This is a genomic window from Streptomyces sp. CB01580, assembly GCF_001905795.1.
GTDB lineage: Bacteria > Actinomycetota > Actinomycetes > Streptomycetales > Streptomycetaceae > Streptomyces.
In genome coordinates this window covers 36,453-56,388 of the sequence record NZ_LIXJ01000032.1, presented here as the reverse complement: position 1 = coordinate 56,388, position 19,936 = coordinate 36,453, and the positions used below count along the sequence as shown (strand labels likewise).

At 72.0% G+C, this 19,936-nt stretch carries 13 protein-coding genes; 8 read left to right on the top strand and 5 right to left on the bottom strand.

Translation table 11 applies throughout. The features are described from left to right. Window positions 1–75: 75 nt before the first annotated feature. The 7 genes from pdhA (at window position 76) to AMK22_RS31595 (ending at window position 9,137) form a co-directional block, all read left to right on the top strand. The gene (pdhA, locus tag AMK22_RS31625) at window positions 76–1,251 is read left to right on the top strand and encodes a pyruvate dehydrogenase (acetyl-transferring) E1 component subunit alpha (protein WP_073790689.1); all 1,176 of its coding nucleotides are present in this window, start codon (window positions 76–78) and stop codon (window positions 1,249–1,251) included. Next, window positions 1,248–2,279, top strand: coding sequence for an alpha-ketoacid dehydrogenase subunit beta (locus AMK22_RS31620; protein WP_073790687.1), 1,032 nt, complete (start codon window positions 1,248–1,250; stop codon window positions 2,277–2,279). Before pdhA ends, AMK22_RS31620 begins: the two co-directional genes overlap by 4 nt. Further along, window positions 2,279–3,844, top strand: coding sequence for a dihydrolipoamide acetyltransferase family protein (locus AMK22_RS31615; protein WP_073790685.1), 1,566 nt, complete (start codon window positions 2,279–2,281; stop codon window positions 3,842–3,844). The genes AMK22_RS31620 and AMK22_RS31615 overlap by 1 nt, the downstream gene beginning before the upstream one ends. Window positions 3,845–4,127: 283 nt before the next feature. Continuing rightward, window positions 4,128–4,976 carry an NTP transferase domain-containing protein gene (locus AMK22_RS31610; RefSeq protein WP_073790684.1) on the top strand — a complete coding sequence of 283 codons (849 nt, stop codon included), beginning with the start codon at window positions 4,128–4,130 and terminating at the stop codon, window positions 4,974–4,976. 212 nt (window positions 4,977–5,188) lie between these two features. Beyond that, entirely contained in the window at window positions 5,189–6,895 is a 1,707-nt protein-coding gene (locus tag AMK22_RS31605) for a molybdopterin molybdotransferase MoeA (RefSeq protein WP_073790682.1), read from the top strand. Continuing rightward, window positions 6,853–7,989 carry a potassium channel family protein gene (locus AMK22_RS31600; protein ID WP_073790681.1) on the top strand — a complete coding sequence of 379 codons (1,137 nt, stop codon included), beginning with the start codon at window positions 6,853–6,855 and terminating at the stop codon, window positions 7,987–7,989. Before AMK22_RS31605 ends, AMK22_RS31600 begins: the two co-directional genes overlap by 43 nt. Before the next feature lie 161 nt (window positions 7,990–8,150). After that, on the top strand, window positions 8,151–9,137 hold the full coding sequence (locus AMK22_RS31595) for an NAD(P)H-quinone oxidoreductase (RefSeq protein WP_073790679.1): 987 nt from the start codon (window positions 8,151–8,153) through the stop codon (window positions 9,135–9,137). Between the two features lie 408 nt (window positions 9,138–9,545). On the opposite strand, the gene AMK22_RS31590 is transcribed toward AMK22_RS31595, so the two are convergent. The 5 genes from AMK22_RS31590 to AMK22_RS31565 all read right to left on the bottom strand — a co-directional run bounded on the left by AMK22_RS31590 (window position 9,546) and on the right by AMK22_RS31565 (window position 17,787). Next, a complete protein-coding gene (locus AMK22_RS31590; RefSeq protein WP_073790677.1) occupies window positions 9,546–10,094 on the bottom strand; it encodes a bacterial proteasome activator family protein in 549 nt (182 codons plus the stop codon). A 99-nt stretch (window positions 10,095–10,193) separates the two neighbouring features. After that, entirely contained in the window at window positions 10,194–13,040 is a 2,847-nt protein-coding gene (locus AMK22_RS31585) for an FtsX-like permease family protein (protein WP_073790675.1), read from the bottom strand. After that, on the bottom strand, window positions 13,037–13,828 hold the full coding sequence (locus tag AMK22_RS31580) for an ABC transporter ATP-binding protein (RefSeq protein ID WP_073790673.1): 792 nt from the start codon (window positions 13,826–13,828) through the stop codon (window positions 13,037–13,039). Before AMK22_RS31580 ends, AMK22_RS31585 begins: the two co-directional genes overlap by 4 nt. Before the next feature lie 264 nt (window positions 13,829–14,092). Then, on the bottom strand, window positions 14,093–14,731 hold the full coding sequence (locus AMK22_RS31575; protein ID WP_073790671.1) for a PadR family transcriptional regulator: 639 nt from the start codon (window positions 14,729–14,731) through the stop codon (window positions 14,093–14,095). A gap of 1,367 nt (window positions 14,732–16,098) precedes the next feature. Continuing rightward, window positions 16,099–17,787 (bottom strand): protein kinase domain-containing protein, encoded by a 1,689-nt coding sequence (locus tag AMK22_RS31565; protein ID WP_073790668.1) that lies wholly within the window; start codon window positions 17,785–17,787, stop codon window positions 16,099–16,101. 371 nt (window positions 17,788–18,158) lie between these two features. Between AMK22_RS31565 and AMK22_RS31560 the strand changes: the two genes are divergently transcribed. Then, on the top strand, window positions 18,159–19,802 hold the full coding sequence (locus AMK22_RS31560) for a protein kinase domain-containing protein (protein WP_073790666.1): 1,644 nt from the start codon (window positions 18,159–18,161) through the stop codon (window positions 19,800–19,802). Window positions 19,803–19,936 lie beyond the last annotated feature (134 nt).

The following is a 19,936-nucleotide window of genomic DNA, read 5'->3' as shown; positions in this document are numbered from 1 at the left end:
GGTCCCCCGGGACCGGACGTCCCCCGAAGCCGACAGACGCCGCTCGAAACCCCTCGATGCCAGGAGGTGCTTGTCATGACGGTCCAAGAGCTGCCCGGCGCGGCCGCTTACCGCCCCACGCCGCCCCCGGCCTGGAAGCCGCTCACCGATCCCGCGCCGCTGCTCCCGGACCCCGAGCCGTACCGCGTGCTCGGTACGGATGCCGCGGGCGACGCCGATCCCGGGCTGCTGCTCCGGCTCTACGCGGAGCTGGTCCGCGGTCGCAGGTACAACGCGCAGGCCACTGCCCTGACCAAACAGGGACGGCTCGCCGTCTACCCGTCGAGCACCGGGCAGGAGGCGTGCGAGACAGCGGCCGCGCTGGTGCTGGAGGACCAGGACTGGCTCTTTCCCAGCTACCGCGACACGCTGGCGGCCGTGGCGCGCGGTCTGGACCCGGTCGAGGCGCTGACGCTGCTGCGTGGCGACCGGCACAGCGGTTACGACCCGCGTGAGCACCGCATCGCACCGCTCTGCACCCCGCTGGCCACCCAGTTGCCGCATGCCGTGGGCCTGGCCCACGCGGCGCGCCTGCGGGGCGACGACGTCGTGGCGCTGGCCATGGTCGGCGACGGCGGCACCAGCGAGGGGGATTTCCACGAGGCGCTCAATTTCGCGGCCGTCTGGCGGGCCCCGGTCGTCTTCTTCGTGCAGAACAACGGCTTCGCGATCTCCGTGCCGCTGGCGAAGCAGACCGCGGCCCCGTCCCTGGCGCACAAGGCCGTGGGGTACGGGATGCCGGGCCGGCTGGTGGACGGCAATGACGCGGTGGCCGTGCACCAGGTCCTCGGCGAGGCGGTCGCGCGGGCGCGGAGCGGTGGCGGTCCCACCCTCGTCGAGGCGGTGACATACCGCATGGACGCCCACACGAACGCCGACGACGCCACGCGCTACCGCACCGACAGCGAGGTGGAGGCGTGGCGTGCGCACGATCCGATCCAGCTCCTGGAACGGGAGCTGGCCGGACGGGGACTGCTCGACGACGGTGTGAGGGAAGAAGCGCGCGCGTCCGCCGAGCGGATGGCGGCGGCGCTGCGCGAGCGGATGAACGCCGATCCGGTGCTGGACCCCATGGATCTCTTCGCCCACGTCTACGCGGAGCAGACCACGCAACTGCGGGAGCAGGCTGCCCTGTTGCGCGCGGAGTCGGAAGTCGAGCAGGACCAGCGGCACGACCAGCAGGACCGTGACGGAACGGAGGAGGGGCGATGACCACCGCAGCGGCGCCGGCCGGCGAGCGGACCGCGAAGACCAGACCCGCCACGATGGCGCAGGCTCTCGGGCGGGCGCTGCGCGACTCGATGGCCGAAGATCCGACGGTGCATGTCCTCGGTGAGGACGTCGGCACGCTCGGCGGGGTATTCCGGATCACCGACGGTCTGGCGAAGGAGTTCGGCGACGATCGCTGCACGGACACCCCGCTGGCCGAGGCGGGCATTCTCGGCACGGCCGTCGGCATGGCGATGTACGGGCTGCGGCCCGTGGTGGAGATGCAGTTCGACGCGTTCGCCTATCCGGCGTTGGAGCAACTCATCAGCCATGTCGCCAAGATGCGGAACCGGACGGGCGGTGCCATGCCGCTTCCGATCACGGTCCGGGTGCCTTACGGAGGCGGGATCGGAGGGGTCGAGCACCACAGCGATTCCTCGGAGGCGTACTACATGGCGACGCCGGGCCTCCATGTCGTCACCCCTGCCACGGTCGAGGACGCGTACGGGCTGCTGAGGGCGTCCATCGCCTCCGACGACCCGGTGGTCTTCATGGAGCCGAAGCGGCTCTACTGGTCGAAGGCGGACTGGTCGCCCGACGCGCCCGCGGCCGTCGAGCCGATCGGGCGGGCCGTCGTCCGCCGACGTGGGCGCAGCGCGACGCTGATCACGTACGGCCCTTCGCTTCCGGTCTGCATGGAGGCCGCGGAAGCGGCGGTCGAGGAGGGCTGGGACCTCGAAGTCGTCGACCTGCGTTCGCTGGTGCCGTTCGACGACGAGACGGTCGGCGCCTCCGTACGGCGTACGGGGCGCGCGGTGGTCGTCCATGAGTCCTCCGGTTTCGGTGGTCCGGGCGGTGAGATAGCGGCCCGGGTGACCGAACGGTGCTTCCATCACCTGGAGGCGCCGGTGCTGCGGGTCGCAGGGTTTGACATCCCGTACCCGCCGCCGATGCAGGAGCGGCACCATCTGCCGGGCGTGGACCGGGTGCTCGACGCGGTCGCCCGCCTGCAGTGGGAGGCGGAGAGCTGATGGCCCAGGTACTCGAATTCAGGCTGCCGGACCTCGGTGAGGGGCTCACGGAGGCGGAGATCGTGCGCTGGCTGGTGGAGGTCGGCGATGTCGTCGCCATCGATCAGCCGGTCGTCGAGGTCGAGACGGCCAAGGCGATGGTGGAGGTGCCGTGCCCGTACGGGGGAGTGGTGACGGCTCGGTTCGGTGAGGAGGGTGCGGAACTGCCGGTCGGGGCACCCCTGTTGACCGTGGCGGTGGGATCCGGGGAGGACGGAGGAACCGGGGCGTCCGCAGGGGCTGGGACGTCTGCGGAGTCCGGGAGGGCTGTGGGGGCTGAGGGATCTTTGGGAGGTGCGGGGACCGCGGGATCCGGTGGGTCGTCGGGTGCCGGGGCCGGGGCCGGGGCCCGGGCCGCGGGGGTGCCCGGGGCCGGTGAGGCGGAGTCCTCCGGCAACGTGCTCGTCGGATACGGGACCGGCGCGCCGGTGGCCCGCCGTCGACGGGTGCGTCCTTCGGCGTGGGCGGTGGCAGGAGTCGAGCGGGAGACGACCGGTTCGGCCGGGGCCGCTCCGGTGGCTCGCGCCGCCGTTCCCGACGTGGAGCGGGGGCCGGTGGCCGTTGTCTCGCCGCTGGTGAGGAAGCTGGCGCGACAGCACGGCCTGGACCTGCGCCGACTGGTGGGATCCGGCCCCGAAGGACTGATCCTCCGGGCCGATGTCGAGTCCGCGATCAGGGCGTCGGAGCAGGGTGCGCAGGCCCGTGCCGCCGCCCCCGATTCCGCCGCCACAGGCACCGCCTCGCAGTCGGCCGCGGTCCCGCAGCCGGTTGCGCCGTCGGTGGCGTCGATGCGGCCCGTGTCGGTGGGGCGAGGAGCGGTTCCGGTTGCGGAGCGGATCCCGCTGCGGGGCGTACGGGGCGCGGTTGCCGACAAGTTGGCGCGCAGCCGCCGGGAGATTCCCGACGCCACGTGCTGGGTCGACGCGGATGCCACCGAGCTGATGGCGGCCAGGGCCGCGATGAACAGCACGGGCGGTCCGGCGGCGGGCCCCAAGGTGTCGGTGCTGGCTCTGTTGGCGCGTATCTGCACTGCCGCGCTGGCCCGGTTCCCCGAGCTCAATTCCACGGTGGATCCGGAGGCGCGGGAAATAGTGCGGCTGCCGGAGGTCCATCTCGGGTTCGCGGCACAGACCGATCGTGGACTGGTCGTCCCCGTCATACGGGACGCGCAGGCCCGGAACGTGGAGTCGATCGGGGCCGAGATGGGCCGACTGACCGAGGCGGCGCGGGCGGGGAGGCTCACTCCGGCGGAGCTGACCGGGGGCACGTTCACGCTGAACAACTACGGAGTGTTCGGCGTCGACGGCTCGACCCCGATCATCAACCACCCGGAGGCGGCGATGCTCGGCGTCGGCCGGATCGTGTCCAAGCCGTGGGTGCACCGGGGCGAACTCGCCGTACGCCAGGTCGTCCAGCTCTCGCTGACCTTCGACCACCGGGTCTGCGACGGCGGTACGGCGGGCGGGTTCCTGCGCTACGTGGCCGACTGCGTGGAACAACCGGCGGTTCTGCTGCGCACGTTGTAGTCGGACGGCCGGGGAACGGTCGCGGATTCCGTTCCTCCGCGTACTCCTTGCCCCTCCTCGCCCCCTCCTCGTCGCCTTCTCGCTCCCTCCTCATCCGTGTCTGCTGTGTCTGTGTCTGTGTCTGCGATCGGTCTGCGTCAGCGGTCGCGCAGGGACAGGGGGACAGGGCGGGGAGGGAGCGGGGGTCGACAGGCACGGAACGGGGCACGGCGAGGAGCGGGGTCGGAAGGACCGGGAGGACCGGGAGGACCGCCGGGAGGGCGTGGCCCGCATACTCGGAGGCATGACCGCGTATGACGCCATCGTCCTTGCCGGAGGGGCCGCCGCACGACTCGGCGGAGCGGACAAGCCCGGGATCCGGGTCGGTGGCCGCACGCTGCTCGACCGGGTGCTCGCGGCCTGTGCGGGCGCCTCGACCACCGTGGTGGTGGGTGGGCGTCGGCCCACGGCGCGTGCGGTGACCTGGACACGTGAGGTTCCGCAGGGAGGCGGGCCGTTGGCCGCGCTGGACGCCGGGGTGCGGCGCACCGGAGCGGAACGGGTGCTCGTGCTCTCCGCCGATCTGCCGTTCCTCGAGGAGAGCACCGTCGCGGCGCTGCTGGACGCCGTCGGTGACGGCGAGCGGGAGGGGGCCCTGTGCACGGATCAGGAAGGGCGCGACCAGCCTCTCGTGGCCGTCTACCGAGCCGAGCCGCTGCGCCGCGAACTCGCCCTGATCGCCATGGAGCACGGCGGTCTGTCCGGGCTTCCATTGCGGCTGCTGACGGAGGAACTGGACCTGGTGCGGGTGCCGGCCGGCCCTCTCGCTTCCTTCGACTGCGACACCTGGGAGGACATTGCGCAGGCCCGAGCCCGTATCAGGGAGCATGGGACCGTGCTGGACGAATGGATCACCGCAGTCAAGAACGAACTGGGTATCGAGCTCGATGTGGACACCGATGTCCTGCTCGACCTCGCCCGTGATGCCGCTCATGGTGTCGCACGGCCCGCAGCGCCGTTGACGACCTTCCTGGTCGGATACGCGGCGGCGAAGGCAAGCGGTGACGGCGACGGCCCGGCAGAGGTGGCCGAGGCAGCCCGCAAGGCTGCCGCGCTGGCTCGGCGGTGGGTGGACGAGAACGAGAGTCGATGACGACCCGGGACGACGGGCCCGACCCGTTTCCGGGGTGGAGCCCGGGGCTGAGCACGAGCCGTGGCCCTGGCCCGGCAGCGGAACCGGGCCCGGGAACGGGACATGGCCCGAGTGCGAATCCGGGGCCTGAGCCGGGCACAGCTCCGAGTACGGAGCAGGGTGTGCTCCCGGGGACGGGTACGAATCCGGCTCCGGGCGCGAGTCCGGAGGAGATGCGGGCCGCCGAGGAGGAGCTGGCTGTCGAGCAGGCCCTTGCCCTGGTCAGGCGTCAGTCGTCGGGTGAGCCCCGTCCTACGGGTCGGCCCGCCTCGGCGGATCAGGGGCCCGACGCTCACCGGGCCGTCTCCGCCGGGCAGGGGTGCGCGGCCGGTCGGTCCGGCCCCGCATCCGAGCACGAGGACGCGGCCCGGTCGTCTGCCTCGGACCGGCGAGCCGGCCGGATCCCGGACCCGGACCACCGTGCCGATCGGCCCCGTGCGCAGGATCGGCGCGAGCGGTCGACCTCCTGGCCGGAGGCACGCGCGCTTGCCGCCCGGTCGGGCCGCGGCGACCCCGTACGCGTCCGGCACCTTCCCCTCGACCAGGCACTCGGACACGTACTCGCCGAACCGCTCGTGGCACTCACCGATCTGCCGCCCTTCGACACCTCCGCCATGGACGGCTGGGTCGTCAGCGGGCCGGGACCGTGGACCGTCCGGGAGCCGACGGTGAGCGAGGAAGGTCTCGAAGGGGCCGGGGACGCGGGTCCGGGGCCGAGCCCGGACCCGGGTGCGAAGAGCCGGCCGGTGCGGGACCGGGGGATCCTCGCCGGTCACGGTGCTCCCGCCAGGCTCCCCGACGGGGACGCCATACGGATCGCCACCGGTGCGCGCATCCCGGCGGACGCCAACGCCGTGATCCGCAGCGAGCACGGCCGTGTCGACGAGGCCAAGGGACTGCTCCACGCCCGGTACCGGGTGAACCCCGGGCAGGACATCAGGCCCCGCGGCCAGGAATGCCGCTCCGGTGATCTGCTGCTGCCCGCCGGAACCGTGGTGACCCCCGCCGTTCTCGGACTGACGGCTGCCGCGGGGTACGACGGACTGGCCACCGTTCCGCGTCCCCGCGTCGATGTCCTCGTCCTCGGCGACGAGCTGTTGACCAGCGGTCTGCCGTACGACGGACTGATCCGCGACGCGCTCGGGCCGATGATCGGCCCCTGGCTGCGGGCACTGGGTGCCAACGTCTCCTCCCCGCAGCGTCTCGGGGACGACGCGGCGGCCCTTCGGCGCGCGCTCACCGATTCCGACGCCGATCTTGTCGTCACCACGGGCGGCACGGCCGCGGGCCCGGTCGACCACGTCCATCCGGTGCTCTCCGAGCTCGGGGCCGAGCTGCTGGTCGACGGTGTCGCCGTTCGTCCGGGCCACCCGATGCTGCTGGCCAGACTCGAAGCAGCCGGACCGTTCATTGTCGGGCTGCCCGGTAACCCGCTGGCCGCCGTGGCGGGTCTTCTCACGCTTGCCGAGCCGCTGCTCCACGGCCTGGCCGGCCATGTTCCGTACGAGCCGTACCGGGCCGTCGTGCGCGACGAGTTGCCCGGGCATCCGCATGACACCCGACTGGTGCCCGTCGTCCACCGGGTGGCCGTTTCCTGCCACGAAGCGACCGGGGGCCGGGAGAGCGGCGGTCGAGGAGCCTGGGGCCGGGGAGCCGACCGCCCGACCGGTGGCGCGGGCGCGCGTGACGTCGGAACCGGAGGAGTTGCCGAGTACGTCGTACCACTGCGCTACGACGGTCCTGCGATGCTCCGGGGGATCGCCGCGGCGGACGGGCTGGCCGTTGTGCCGCCGGGCGGGGTACGGTCCGGCACCGAGGTGGAGATCCTCGAACTACCGTGGGCGTCGGTGACGCCGTGGACGGAAGGGTGTTTCACGTGAAACTTCCCGGCCACGATGCGATGGCCAGGCGCGCTGACGAGCATGTCGTTCCCACACGGGTACAGCTCCCGCGCAGGGTCGTCGACCGGCCGGCCCGGCAGGTGACCAAGCGGCTGTCGATGGCGCTGCTGGTGCTGGCCATCACGGTCGTGATCGTCTGGCTGGATCGCAAGGGATACCACGACGCCGCCGATGAGACGGTCGACCTGCTGGACTCGGTGTACTACGCGACGGTCACCCTCTCCACCACCGGCTACGGCGACATCACCCCGTACAGCGACAGCGCCCGGCTCGCCAATGTGCTGCTCGTGACGCCGCTGCGGGTGCTCTTCCTGATCATCCTGGTCGGCACCACCCTTGAGGTCCTCACCGAACGGACCCGGGAGGACTTCCGGCTGAAGCGTTGGAGAACCAACTTGCGTGACCACACCATCGTCGTCGGATTCGGCACGAAGGGCCGTTCGGCCATCCAGACCCTGCGTGCCTCAGGCCTGAGAAATGACCAGATCGTCGTCGTCGACCCGGCGAGCAAGGTGATAGAGATCGCCAACGCCGAGGGATTCGTGGGGGTGGTCGGCGATGCGACGCGCAGCGATGTGCTGCTGCGGGCCGAACTCCAGAAGGCGCGGCAGATCGTCATCGCCACGCAGCGCGACGACACGGCGGTGCTGGTGACGTTGACGGCGCGGCAGCTCAACCGGAGCGCGAAGATCGTTGCCGCGGTGCGTGAGGAGGAGAACGCCCCGCTGCTGCGGCAGTCCGGTGCCGACGCCGTGATCACCAGCGCCAGCGCGGCCGGACGACTGCTCGGCCTCTCCGTCCTCAGCCCCAGCGCGGGCACGGTGATGGAGGACCTGATCCAGCAGGGCAGCGGTCTCGACCTCGTCGAACGGCCGGTGATAAAGGCCGAGGTGGGCAAGAGCGTCCGGGAGACGGACGATCTCGTGGTCAGTGTGCTGCGCGGGCACCGGCTACTCGCCTACGACGACCCGGCGGCGAGCCCGTTGCAGTTGACGGACCGCGTGATCACCATCGTGCGCGCCACGAACGAACAGGCGCTCGGCAACGCGGCACCCGGCGGCCCCCGCCCGTAGTCGGCGCCCGGACGCACCGCAGGCCACCGGCCGTACGGTGGCGCTGTCCGACCTCGTACGCGTTGCTGGTCGGCCCCGTGAGGGGGTGGCCTCCGCCGTGACGGGGGTTGTCCGGCTCGCGTCAGGGCGCCCGGCCCGTGGCACGGAGTAGCCTCGCGGCCATGTATGCGATCACCATCCCCGAACCCGGTGGCCCCGAGGCGCTCGTATGGGCCGAGGTGCCCGATCCGGTGGTCGGCGAGGGCGAGGTCCTCGTCGATGTCGTGTCCAGTGCGGTCAATCGCGCCGACGTGCTGCAGCGGCAGGGGTTCTACAACCCGCCGCCCGGGGCGTCACCGTACCCGGGTCTGGAGTGCGCGGGCCGTGTCTCGGCGGTCGGCCCCGGTGTCAGCGGCTGGTCGGTCGGCGACGAGGTGTGCGCGCTGCTCGCCGGTGGCGGTTACGCGGAGAAGGTCGCCGTGCCGATGGGGCAACTGCTGCCGGTGCCGGAGGGAGTCGACCTGGTGACGGCCGCGGCGCTGCCCGAGGTGACGGCCACGGTCTGGTCCAACGTGTTCATGGTGGCCCATCTGCGCCCCGGCGAGACCCTGTTGGTGCACGGTGGGTCCAGCGGAATCGGCACGATGGCGATCCAGCTCGCCAAGGCGGTGGGCGCGCGGGTCGCGGTGACCGCGGGCGGACCGGAGAAGCTGGCGCGCTGCGCGGAGCTCGGGGCCGACATCCTGATCGACTACCGCGAGCAGGACTTCGTCCAGGAACTGCGCAGGGCGACGGACGGGGCGGGTGCGGACGTCATCCTCGACATCGTCGGCGCGAAGTACCTGGACCGGAACGTGAAGGCACTCGCCGTCAACGGCCGACTGGCCATCATCGGGCTCCAGGGCGGAGTGAAGGGCGAGCTGAACCTGAACGCCCTGCTGCGCAAGCGGGCCGCCATCACCGCGACCTCGCTGCGGGGCCGTCCGCTCGACGAGAAGGCGGCGATCGTCGCCGCTGTACGTGAACATGTCTGGCCGTTGATCGCCGGTGGGGTCGTCCGGCCGATCGTGGACCGCTCGCTGCCGATGCCGGACGCGGCCGAGGCCCACCGGGTGCTGGAGTCCAGCGCCCACATCGGGAAGGTGCTGCTGCGGAACCCGGCGGCCTGACCGCTGCCCGTGCCTGGTCGACCGCGCCCGGTGCCTGCCTGACCGCGTTCAGTGCCTGGGCCGACGGCGCTCCGGACGCCCTGACCGGTGCCCGCGGCACGTGCGGCCCACGCGCGCACGGGGCGACGCATCGCGCTCGTGGCGGGCGCGTACACACGTACGTCGGGCGCGGGTCGCGGTGACCGCGTACGGACCCGTACGGACCCGTACGGACCCGTACGGGGATGTGCGTGGAGAGGCCCGGCGCACACGGTCGACGACCGTGTGCGCCGGGCCTCCTGCTCGGTGTGATCGATGTGGTGTCCGGGTGTGGGCGCAGCGAGCGGTGCGGACCGGACGATCGGCGTACGGGCCGCCGACCACCGGTCACGACCACGGGCTCACAGGTCGGAGAAACGGGCCACAGCACTAGAGGTACGGGCCGGTCCGGATGGCTCCGCTCTGATCGCCGCTGCCGTCCTGCTCCTCGTGCCCGGCGCCCGACGGAAGGGCGCGGCGCATCTGCTCCAGCTGGGCACGCGCCGCCATCTGCTGGGCGAACAGCGCGGTCTGGATGCCGTGGAACAGGCCCTCCAGCCAGCCCACCAACTGGGCCTGGGCGATCCGGAGTTCCGCCTCGGAGGGCACCGAGTCCTCGGTGAACGGCAGGGAGAGCCGTTCCAGCTCCTCCACCAGCTCCGGCGCGAGACCGTCCTCCAGCTCCTTCACGGACCCGGCATGGATCTCCTTGAGCCTGACCCGGCTCGCCTCGTCGAGAGGAGCCGCCCTGACCTCTTCCAGGAGCTGCTTGATCATGCTGCCGATGCGCATGACCTTCGCGGGCTGTTCGACCATCTCCGTCACCGGGACCTCACGCGAGTCGTCGTCAGTGCCACCGCCGCCGATCGCCATGCCGTCCTGCCCCACCACGAGGACTTGGGGGTGCTCCTGCGACCGTTCATTCCTCGGCATCTCCATGGCGTCATTGTCTCCCACACCCGCCCTACGACACGGTGGTGCCCCCGCAAACGGTTGATCCACCGTCTGCGAGGGCACCGGAACGGGCCGGTCGTGCCGTCAGCCGGCCCGCCGGGCCAGGGCCTGACGCGACCGGGTGATCGCCGCCGCGAGCGCCCCGGCGAGCAGTGGAACGCCCACGACCAGCACGGCGAGCGTGCTCCAGGGCAGCACGATCGGGGTGTACGCCGACTCCATCGGATCGGCCCGCATCGCCGCCAGCGCCTCGCGCAGGTCGACGAGGCGCAGCGCCACCGCGGGCACCAGACCCGTGATCGTGCCCAGGACCACGCCCGTGAGCGCCACCACCAGGCACTGGAAGCCGGTCAGTGTCCGCCGCACGCCCGGGGGCGCGCCGATCGCGCTGAGCGTGGTCAGGTCCGCCTCCGCGTCCGCCTTCGCGAGGCCGGTCGTGATCGCGGCCGCGCCCAGCGTCACCACTCCGGCGAACAGCGTCAGGACCAGCAGGAGCGTGTTCTCATCCTGGCCGGGGCCGGAATCGGTCTGGAGCCAGAAGCCGCCGCCGGCCTGTTCGAGCGCTCCGTCGATGCGCTGCTGCTCGGCGTTCGACGGCGGCTGCGAGACGGCGTACACGCTGCCGGCCGGCTGGGTGTGCAGACCGAGCCGGTCCGCGGTCTTCTGCGGGAGGACCAGACGGACGCCGGGGGTCGCCGCGTACTTCGCGGGAGCCACGTACACCTTCAGCCGGTCCGTCGTGGTCCGTGCCTTGCCCGGGTGCTGCTTCCGGTTCTCCTTGTCGCGGTCGTTGTACTTGTGGACCGCGCTGAGGGTGATCTCACCGTCCTTGGCGTACGCCGGGTTGAGCAGCACCGGTGTGCCCGCGGCCAGGGCATCGGCGGCCGCGGGGTCGTCGAGCTTCACATACGTGCTGAGCATGTTCGCGTCGGCCACGAGAATCTGGTCCTCGCCGGTGGGGAACGCGTGCGAGAGCATGTGCTCGCCCAGGCAGGCCGGAGTGTTCATCTGCTCCTTGTGCTCGTCCGCGGAGAGCCGTGCGGCGAGTTCCTGGGCCCCCTTGCCCTTCAGCGGGCAGGTGTGGCCCTCGCCGGTGGGCTTGACCAGCTGCAGGGTGCCGCAGCCGTTCTCCTCCTCGTAGTAGACGTTGCAGTCGCTGCCCGCCCAGACCCGCTTGAAGTCGGCGTGCCCGCCGCTGACGGTCATGTTCCGCTCGACGGCGGCGCGGGCCAGCGGCAGCCGTTCGGCCGACCCGTCACCGTTCGACATGACGGCGATGGTCCCCTGGGCGAGCGAGGGGGTGTACTCGTACTCGTACTCGGCGACCTTGCTGGACATGTAGGTGGCGATCGCCACCGAACCGGCCACGGCCGCCATCACCGCGGCGACCGCGGGGGCGGTGCGGCCGCGGTTGCGGGCCGCGTCGCGCAGCGCCATGCGGGGCGAGAGCGGCAGCCTGCGGCCGAGCCGCCCGAGGAGGCCGACCACCACCGGGATGCAGCCGAGCATTCCCAGTTCGGCGACGACCGAGCCGCCTGCGACCAGGGTCTCGTCCCCGCTGGTGGCGCCGTACACGGCGGCGGCGCAGCCGAGCGCCAGCACGCAGGCGCCCACGACGGGCAGCACCCGGGAGGAGCGCCGGACGCCGCGACGGCCGGTGAGCGACTCCAGAATGGACTGCCGGCTCGCCACGACGGCCGGGGCGAATGCCGCCAGAAGGCCGGTGACCAGGCCGATCGCGGCGATGAGGAGCAGCTCCGTCGGCGGCATGACGAGGGAGCCGAAGCGGTGTCCGGCCCAGTTCTCGAGCATGGGCCGGAACGCCACGGTGAGCCCGACGCCGAGCACCACACCGGTCACGGCGCCGACACCGCCGAGTACCAGACCGCCGCCGAGCACCACGGCCCGGACATGCCGCCGGTCCCCGCCGCAGGTGCCCAGCAGGCCGAGCTGGCGGCGGGAGCGGCGCGCGCCGACCGCGAACGCGGGCCCGGCGAGCAGCACGATCTCCAGGACCGCCATGGAGACCACGGTGAGGAGGGCGGGACTCCAGTCACCGGAGCTGCCCCAGTTCGGGCGCTCCGTCTTCTTGAGCAGCGGGACCTCGGAGTCCGGCGGCGGGTCGAGGGCGACCTGGCGGGAGGTGACGAGGACGCCCGACTTGTTGGCCTTCATGACGTCGGGCCAGGTCACCCCCACCCCGTCGGGGCCCTTGACCAGCCATTCCTTGGGAGTGGTGTTCGGCGGCAGCACCTTCTTGTCGTGATCGGCCTTCGCCTTCCACGGGGCGATGACCGCTCCCGGATCCGCGAACAGGGCCCTGCTCTTCAGATCGTTCGGCTGCTCGATCACACCGGTGATCTTGAACTTCGCGCCGTAGTTGCGCACGGTGGTCGTCGAGCCGACGCTCAGGCCGGTTTCCTCGAGGAACAGCTCGGTGGCGGCCATCTCCCCCGTGCCGTGCGGGTAGGAGCCGCGCACGAGGTCGGTCTTGCCGCGCGCCATTCCGTCCGAGGTGCGGAACTCGTAGATGTCCGTGTTGGCGATGCCGTACTCGGTGGTGACGCTCGCCGGTACGGACTGGATGCTGATCGCGCGTGAGCCCTTGGGGAACGTGGTCGTGACGTCGACCGGAGGCGGGGGCTGGGACACCGGGGCGTCGGGGTCGGTCTGCTGGAACATCTCCCCGTCGGGCATCTGCTCCAGCGGGCCCATCTGCTGGTCGGCGAAGAGGGCGTCCGCCGACCCCATCTGGCTGGTCAGTTTCTCGGCGGTGGTCTGCGTCATGCTGCGGAACGTCACGTCGAGGGCCGTGACGCCCAGCACCGGCACCGCGATCATCGCGACCACCAGCGCACTGCGGCCCTTGGCGCGCATCGCGTCGCGGCCGGCTATGCGGAGGGCGGCGCGCCAGCCCGTGAACACGCTCACTTGGTGCCCTCGCCGGTCAGCAGCGCGTCGGCCCCGACGGTGAGCGCCTGGTCGACGACCGAGCCGTCACGCAGGAAGACGACCCGGTCCGCCCAGGCCGCGAACCGCGGTTCGTGTGTCACCATCACGCCCGCGGCCCCCTGGTCGCAGCGGCTGCGCAGCAGCGCCAGCACGCTCTCGCCGGTCTCGGAGTCCAGGGCGCCGGTCGGTTCGTCGGCGAGTACGAGGCGCCGGTCGCCCACCAGGGCGCGAGCGATCGCCACACGCTGCTGCTGACCGCCGGACATCTCGTCGGGGAACCGGTCGGCGACCTGGAGGAGGTTCATCTCCTCCAGCGCCGCGCGCGCCTCCTTGCGGGCCTTGCGCACGGAGACCCCGTCGAGCTCGCGCGGCAGGGCGATGTTCTCGGCCGCGGTGAGCGCCGGGATCAGGTTGTAGTCCTGGAAGACGTAGCCGACGCTGCGGCGGCGCAGGGCGGCGATCCCCTTGGGGCCGAGACCGGATATGTCCTGCCCTTCGATGATCACCTGGCCGCTGGTCGCGGTGTCGAGCCCGCCGGCGATGGTCAGCAGGGTGGACTTGCCGGAACCCGACGGGCCCATCACCGCGACGAGTTCACCCGCGTACACGGACAGGTCGACGCCGCGCAGGGCGTGCACCTCGGCGACGCCGCTGCCGTGGGTACGGGTGAGGCTCCGCAGTTCGAGCACCGGTGTGCCGCCCGATGCCGGGGAGCCCGGTGGGACGGCGGCCGTGGAGCCGGGGCGGGACGGGGTGTGTGAGGACATGGTGGGTGGTTCCCCCTGTGACGGTTCTGTGGTGCGGCGCCGGACGTCGAGGTCCGGACACCGAGGTGGTCCGTTCGCCGGTGAGGGCGTGTGCAGGCGCCGGTGGCGGGCTGCGGCGGGTGGCCTTCGGCGGCCTTCTCGTGGCCTCCGTGGTCCCGGTGTTCCCCGGCCCGTTCCCGGCGAGGCCGTGGCGATCCCGGTGGTACCGGGGCGTCCGGCGGTGCCGGGTGGCTCGGCGGCGTACGCGGGCGCTACGTGCCGCGGTCAGGCCCGGCCGCGCGGGCGGCCGAGGCGGGCAGGCGTACGAGCCGGGGCGCGAGCCGGGCCACGGCTCGGGGCACGCGGCTCGGGCTCCGGTTCGGTGGCGGCGGCCTCGGCGAGGCGCACCAGCCGTGACTCGCAGTGGTCCAGCCAGCGTGCCTCGGCCTCCGCATGGAAGATCAGCTGTTCGAGCACCAGCAGCCAGGCGACCTCGTCGCGGTCGGCCGGGACGTCGGTGAGGGCCTGCGCCTTGAGGCGGGTGTAGTCCTGCATCGCCTTGACGGTGTGGTGGCGCTGGGACTGGATGACGGCCCGGATGTCCACGCCCGGCGCTCCGACCGCCATCGCGAGCTTGATCGCCAGCTCATCACGCGGCGGACTGCTGCGGTCGACGGGCGTCTCGAACCAGTTCCGCAGCTCGGTACGGCCGCCGTCGGTGATCGCGTAGAGGGCGTGCCCCTGGTCGTCCTCATCGTCCTGGACGACCAGGCCGTCGCGCTCCAGCCGGCTCAGCGTCGTGTACACCTGGCCGACGTTGAGCGGCCAGGTGGAGCCGGTGCGCGACTCGAATTCGGTACGGAGCTGGGAACCGTATCTGGGGCCCCGCTCCAACAGGGCCAAGAGCCCATGGCGGATCGACATACTGAGTATGTATACCGAGTATGTTCATCGGTGCAAGTCGTCTTCGGGGGCGAGGCCGCTGGGGATGAGGGGCGGAGGAGGGGCAGGGGACGCCAGGGAGCGGTCGCCGGGGCGGGCGGTGGACCAGGGGTGGAGGTGACCGGATTCACGTGCCGGAGAAGGTCAGTCGGGGTGCCGGAAGCGGAGGGCCAGGAAACCCAGGCCCAGTCCTATCAGCGCGATTCCCGCCCCCATGGACACCTGTCGGACCTGCCGTGCGGAGGGTCCGTCGAGGGCCTGCGGGGTGCTCCGGCCGGCCCCGGGGGAGGCGCTCGGTGCCTGTTTCCCGTCGGGCATCGCCGGCGCCGGATCGACGGCCGCGGGGTGCGCGTCGGGATCGGCGGAGTCGTCGAGCGATTCGTCCGCCTGTGCGAAATCCTCTGCGGGGTCCGGTGCGAGTTCCTGTGGGTGCCCCTGCGGCGAGAGCGATCGGCCGGGCCGGGTCCGCCCTTCTCCGGCCTCGCGCCCGGCGGGCGGGGGCTGTGTTTCCGGAGGCGTCGGCTCTCCGTCGGCGGAGGGGCTGGAGGTGGGGGTGGGGGAGCCCGAAGCGGCTGGGGAAGACGGGGAGGCCGGCGAGGCCGAGGCCGAGGGTGCGGCGGGGTCCGGGGGCGTCGTGCGGGCCGCGGGGGCGGGGGTCGAAGCGGCGGTGTGCGCGGACCCGGACGGAAGGGGCGCGGCGGGGGAGGAGAGGGATATGGGCGCTCCGGGCGCCGGAGGCGTGGGGGTGAACGGACTGTGGCCAGGGGGTGTGTCCGCGAGGAGGGCGGACGGTTCGGCCGAAGAGGTGAGGCCCCTGGCCGATGGTTCGGCACCGGGGGCGGGCGAGGGGTGGGCGAGAGGCGTGGTCATCGTGACCGTCGCAGTCGTCACCGGGGCGTCGCCCGTACGCGGTATGTCGCCGCTCGGGCGTCGGCCCGCGTGCGCCTCACCGGCCGCGGCCCCCAGTGCCGCGCCCGCCGAGAGTATGAGGCAGGCCACGCACCTCGTGGATCGCGAAGGCAGAAGTCCTTGAGCCATGAGGTCAGAGTCACATGACGCAACATGTCCAGCATCTCGGATGTTTCGGACATGCGGGATGTCGTGGACATGCAGGGTTCCGTCTCTCCCCGGGAGCGCCGCATCCGGTTGTGCCGTCACAAAGGACCCACGCGCGGCCACTCGGAGGCAAGCCCGATCCGTCCCGCACCCGCCCGTCGTCGGAGGCCGGGCCGACATGCCCCCGTCACCGGGGGCGGCCGAACTCGTCACCGGGGACAGCCGGACCCGTCACCGTCGAGGCGGTGCGCCAGGCCGGGACAGCCGGACACGCCACCGGGGGCCGGATCCGCTCAGGCCGGGTCGCCCGTCGCGACGCGCAGCTCGAACTTGGCGCCCACCTTGTCCACGGCGGTGTTGGCGGACGGGAACTGGTCGATGATCTGGTCCTCGGCGTACGTGTTCCCCGGAACCTCGACCTTCTTGACGACCCAGCCGGCCGCGTCGGCGCACGCCTTGGCGGACAGGAAGTCCTTGTAGAGGAAGTTCGGCGCGTCGACCTTCGCCGGGTCGTCGGTGCTCTCCAGCGGGTCCGTGCACTTCTCGGTCTTCATCGTCCGGTTCCGCTCCGGCGGCTTGTGCTCGCCCGTCGCGGCCGGGGTCTCGTCGGCCTTGTTGTCCCGGCCCGTGTCCGAGCCCTGCAGCGAGAGGTACGTGACCAGCCCGCCTATCGCGACCAGCGCGACCACGATCGCGCCGACGACCACCGGCATGCTCCGCTTCGAACCGCCACCGCCACCGCCGCCACCGCCACCGCTCGGGGCGGTCTGCGGTCCGACCGTGTACGGCGGCGGCGGGGTCTGCTGCATCGACGGCGCCGTCGGCACCGATGACATCGCTGCCTGGTTCTGGTACGCCGGAGCCGACTGCGGATAGCCGCACGACGGGCCGGTCGCGGGGGCCGGGGTCGCCGGACCGTACGGACCCGGCTGGGTGCCCTGCTGGTACGGGCCCGGCTGGTAGGGCGTCTGGACGTTCTGCGGCGCCGGGGTGGTCTGGTCGACCGGCGGGAAGACCGTCGAGCCGACGCCCGAGCCGCTGTTCACCGGGCCGCCCGCGACGATCACCGGGGCGCCCGTTTGACCGCCCGCGCTCAGCACGCGCGCGATCTCGTCCTGCATCGCCGCAGCGCTCGGGAAGCGCTCGTTGGGGTTCTTCTTCAGCGCGCGGGCGACGAGCGCGTCCATCGCCGGGGTGACCGCGCGGTTGACGGTGGAGGGCGCGACCGGCTCCTCCTGGACGTGCGCGTACGCGATGGCGAGCGGCGAGTCCGCGTCGAACGGGAGGCGGCCGGTCAGCAGCTGGAACAGCATGATGCCGACCGAGTACAGGTCGGAGCGCGCGTCGACCCCGCGGCCCAGGGCCTGTTCGGGGGAGAGGTACTGAGGGGTGCCGACGACCATGCCGGTCTGGGTCATCGACGTGACGCCCGACTGCATGGCGCGGGCGATGCCGAAGTCCATGACCTTCACGACACCGCGCTTGGTCATCATCACGTTGCCCGGCTTGATGTCGCGGTGGACCAGCGCCATCTCGTGGCTGGTGTCCAGCGCGGCCAGCACGTCGGACGTCACCTTGAGCGCCTTGTCGGCGGGCATCGCCCCGTACTTCTGGATGTCCGCCTGGAGCACGGAGCCGAGCGGCTGCCCCTCCACGTACTCCATGACGATGTACGGCATCAGCGCGCCGCCGAGCTCGTCCTCGCCGGTGTCGAAGACCGAGACGATATTGGTGTGCTGCAATTTGGCAACGGCCTGCGCCTCGCGGCGGAACCGCTCGCGGAAGGACTGCTCGCGGCCCAGCTCCGTGTGGAGCGTCTTGATCGCGACCTGTCGGTCCAGCGCGGTGTCGTACGCCAGGTACACGGACGCCATGCCGCCCTCGCCGAGCAGGTCGCGAAGCTGGTACCGGCCACCGGCGACCGAGCCGCCCGCATAGCGGCCCTGCGCGCTCTGCGCGCCGTGTGCGCCGTCCTGGCTCATGACTTGCTTCCCCCTCGGCGCGCGACTCACGCGGTGATCCCTATTACGCGCCAAGTCTGCCCCAGGGGTCCGACACGTCAAGCCGGGTGCCCGTTCCGTGACCCTCCGCACAAGAAGCGTCCCGGAAGCGTTACAGGAACCGCATGGAATCCGCGCGGGCTCCCCATAGGTCCCCGCGGGGCGGTTCGCCGGGCCGTGCCTCGCGGGAACGGTGTGTCCGCCAAAGGCTGTAGCGTGACGTGGCAATGCAGCTCTAGTGCCATGACCGCCAAGGTTTGCCCGGACGGTGCGACGGGGCGAACGTTGCCGGGAGCGGCACTGGACACCGTGAGAACCCGCGGACGCGCGGACAGATACGACGGCGAGGACTGATGGCACCCGATTCCGAAGCAAACGGCGGCGGAGTCTCGGATGGCACCGACTCCTGGGGCATCGGCGGCGTCGTCGGTGACGGGCGCTACCGGATGACCCACCGCCTCGGCCGTGGCGGTATGGCCGAGGTCTTCGCGGCCGAGGACGTCAGGCTGGGACGTACGGTCGCGGTGAAGCTCCTGCGTTCCGATCTTGCCGAGGATCCGGTCTCCAAGGCCCGGTTCACGCGCGAGGCGCAGTCGGTGGCCGGTCTCAACCACCACGCGATCGTCGCCGTGTACGACTCCGGCGAGGACGTCGTGGGCGGCCAGACCGTCCCCTACATCGTGATGGAGCTCGTCGAGGGCCGCACCATCCGTGATCTGCTGCTCAGCGCCGAGGCCCCGCCGTCCGAGCAGGCACTGATCATTGTCTCGGGGGTGCTGGAGGCGCTCGCCTACTCGCACCAGCACGGCATCGTGCACCGCGACATCAAGCCCGCCAACGTGATCATCACGAACTCGGGCGCGGTCAAGGTGATGGACTTCGGCATCGCCCGCGCGCTGCACGGCGCGCAGTCGACGATGACGCAGACCGGCATGGTCATGGGCACGCCCCAGTACCTCTCTCCGGAGCAGGCACTGGGCAAGGCGGTCGACCACCGCTCCGACCTCTACGCGACCGGCTGCCTGCTGTACGAACTCCTCGCGCTGCGGCCCCCGTTCACGGGCGAGACGCCGCTGTCCGTCGTGTACCAGCATGTGCAGGACATGCCGGTTCCGCCGTCGCAGGTGCTGGACGCGGCCCCGCCGGAGCTGGACGGGCTGGTCATGCGCTCGCTCGCGAAGGACCCGGACGACCGGTTCCAGAGCGCCGAGGAGATGCGCGGACTCATCCAGTACAGCCTGCAGATGCTCCAGACGCAGGGCGGGCACACCGGAACCTGGAACACCGGCCCGGCCACGATGTTCGAGGGCGGGCACACCCCGCCCATGGGCGTCACCGGCGGCACGATGGCGATGAACCACCCCCGCCACGGCGACACCTCGCAGGGGCCGATCCTGCCGCCGATGAACCCGGACGACGGCGGCTACGAGGGCGGGCACCAGAGCGCCGGCGGGCGCGGCAAGATGTGGCTGTTCGTCGTGTTCGCGCTGATCGCCATCGGCGCCGGGGTCGCCCTCGCGGTCAAGGCCGCGAACGACAACGCCGACCAGCGCGAGAAGCCGCCGGCTCCGACCTCCAGCTCGACGTCCTCGCCGGAGAGTTCGCCGACGCCGAAGGACGAGGAGACCGAGCAGGACCAGCAGCCGGAGAACTCCAGCGGCGACCAGCAGGGCACGTGGCCCCGTCACTCCTACTCCCCGCCGGCCCGGCCGAACCAGCCGAACGAGCCGTCCTCCGACCAGCCGACGACTCCGGCCACGGGCGGTACGGGGGACGGCGGCACGGGGACGTCCGAGGGCAACACCGGTACGACGGACGGCAGTACCGGTACGACGGACGGAAGCACCGGCACGACCGACGGCAGTACCGGTACCACCGACGGCAGTACCGGTACGACGGACGGAAGCACCGGCACGACCGACGGCAGCGGCACCAACAACGGGACGACCGGAACCGCCTCCGGTCCCCTGGGGACCTCGACGGGGACCGGCCAGTGACCGACGGCGCCGCGTGATCGTCGTGGGCGCGTGACTGCGGAAGAGGAGCGCCCCGGGCCGAAGGTTTTCCGGCCCGGGGCGGTTCTGTGCGAACCGGCCGGGATCGGCCCCGCGTGAGGCGGCCGGCGGTGGCT

Bases quoted from the DNA above. Each gene is read 5' to 3' on its own strand.
- pdhA (WP_073790689.1), top strand. From the start codon at position 76: ATGACGGTCCAAGAGCTGCCCGGCGCGGCCGCTTACCGCCCCACGCCG.
- AMK22_RS31620 (WP_073790687.1), top strand. From the start codon at position 1,248: ATGACCACCGCAGCGGCGCCGGCCGGCGAGCGGACCGCGAAGACCAGA.
- AMK22_RS31615 (WP_073790685.1), top strand. From the start codon at position 2,279: ATGGCCCAGGTACTCGAATTCAGGCTGCCGGACCTCGGTGAGGGGCTC.
- AMK22_RS31610 (WP_073790684.1), top strand. From the start codon at position 4,128: ATGACCGCGTATGACGCCATCGTCCTTGCCGGAGGGGCCGCCGCACGA.
- AMK22_RS31605 (WP_073790682.1), top strand. From the start codon at position 5,189: ATGCGGGCCGCCGAGGAGGAGCTGGCTGTCGAGCAGGCCCTTGCCCTG.
- AMK22_RS31595 (WP_073790679.1), top strand. From the start codon at position 8,151: ATGTATGCGATCACCATCCCCGAACCCGGTGGCCCCGAGGCGCTCGTA.
- AMK22_RS31590 (WP_073790677.1), bottom strand. From the start codon at position 10,094: ATGGAGATGCCGAGGAATGAACGGTCGCAGGAGCACCCCCAAGTCCTC.
- AMK22_RS31580 (WP_073790673.1), bottom strand. From the start codon at position 13,828: ATGTCCTCACACACCCCGTCCCGCCCCGGCTCCACGGCCGCCGTCCCA.
- AMK22_RS31575 (WP_073790671.1), bottom strand. From the start codon at position 14,731: ATGTCGATCCGCCATGGGCTCTTGGCCCTGTTGGAGCGGGGCCCCAGA.
- AMK22_RS31565 (WP_073790668.1), bottom strand. From the start codon at position 17,787: ATGAGCCAGGACGGCGCACACGGCGCGCAGAGCGCGCAGGGCCGCTAT.
- AMK22_RS31560 (WP_073790666.1), top strand. From the start codon at position 18,159: ATGGCACCCGATTCCGAAGCAAACGGCGGCGGAGTCTCGGATGGCACC.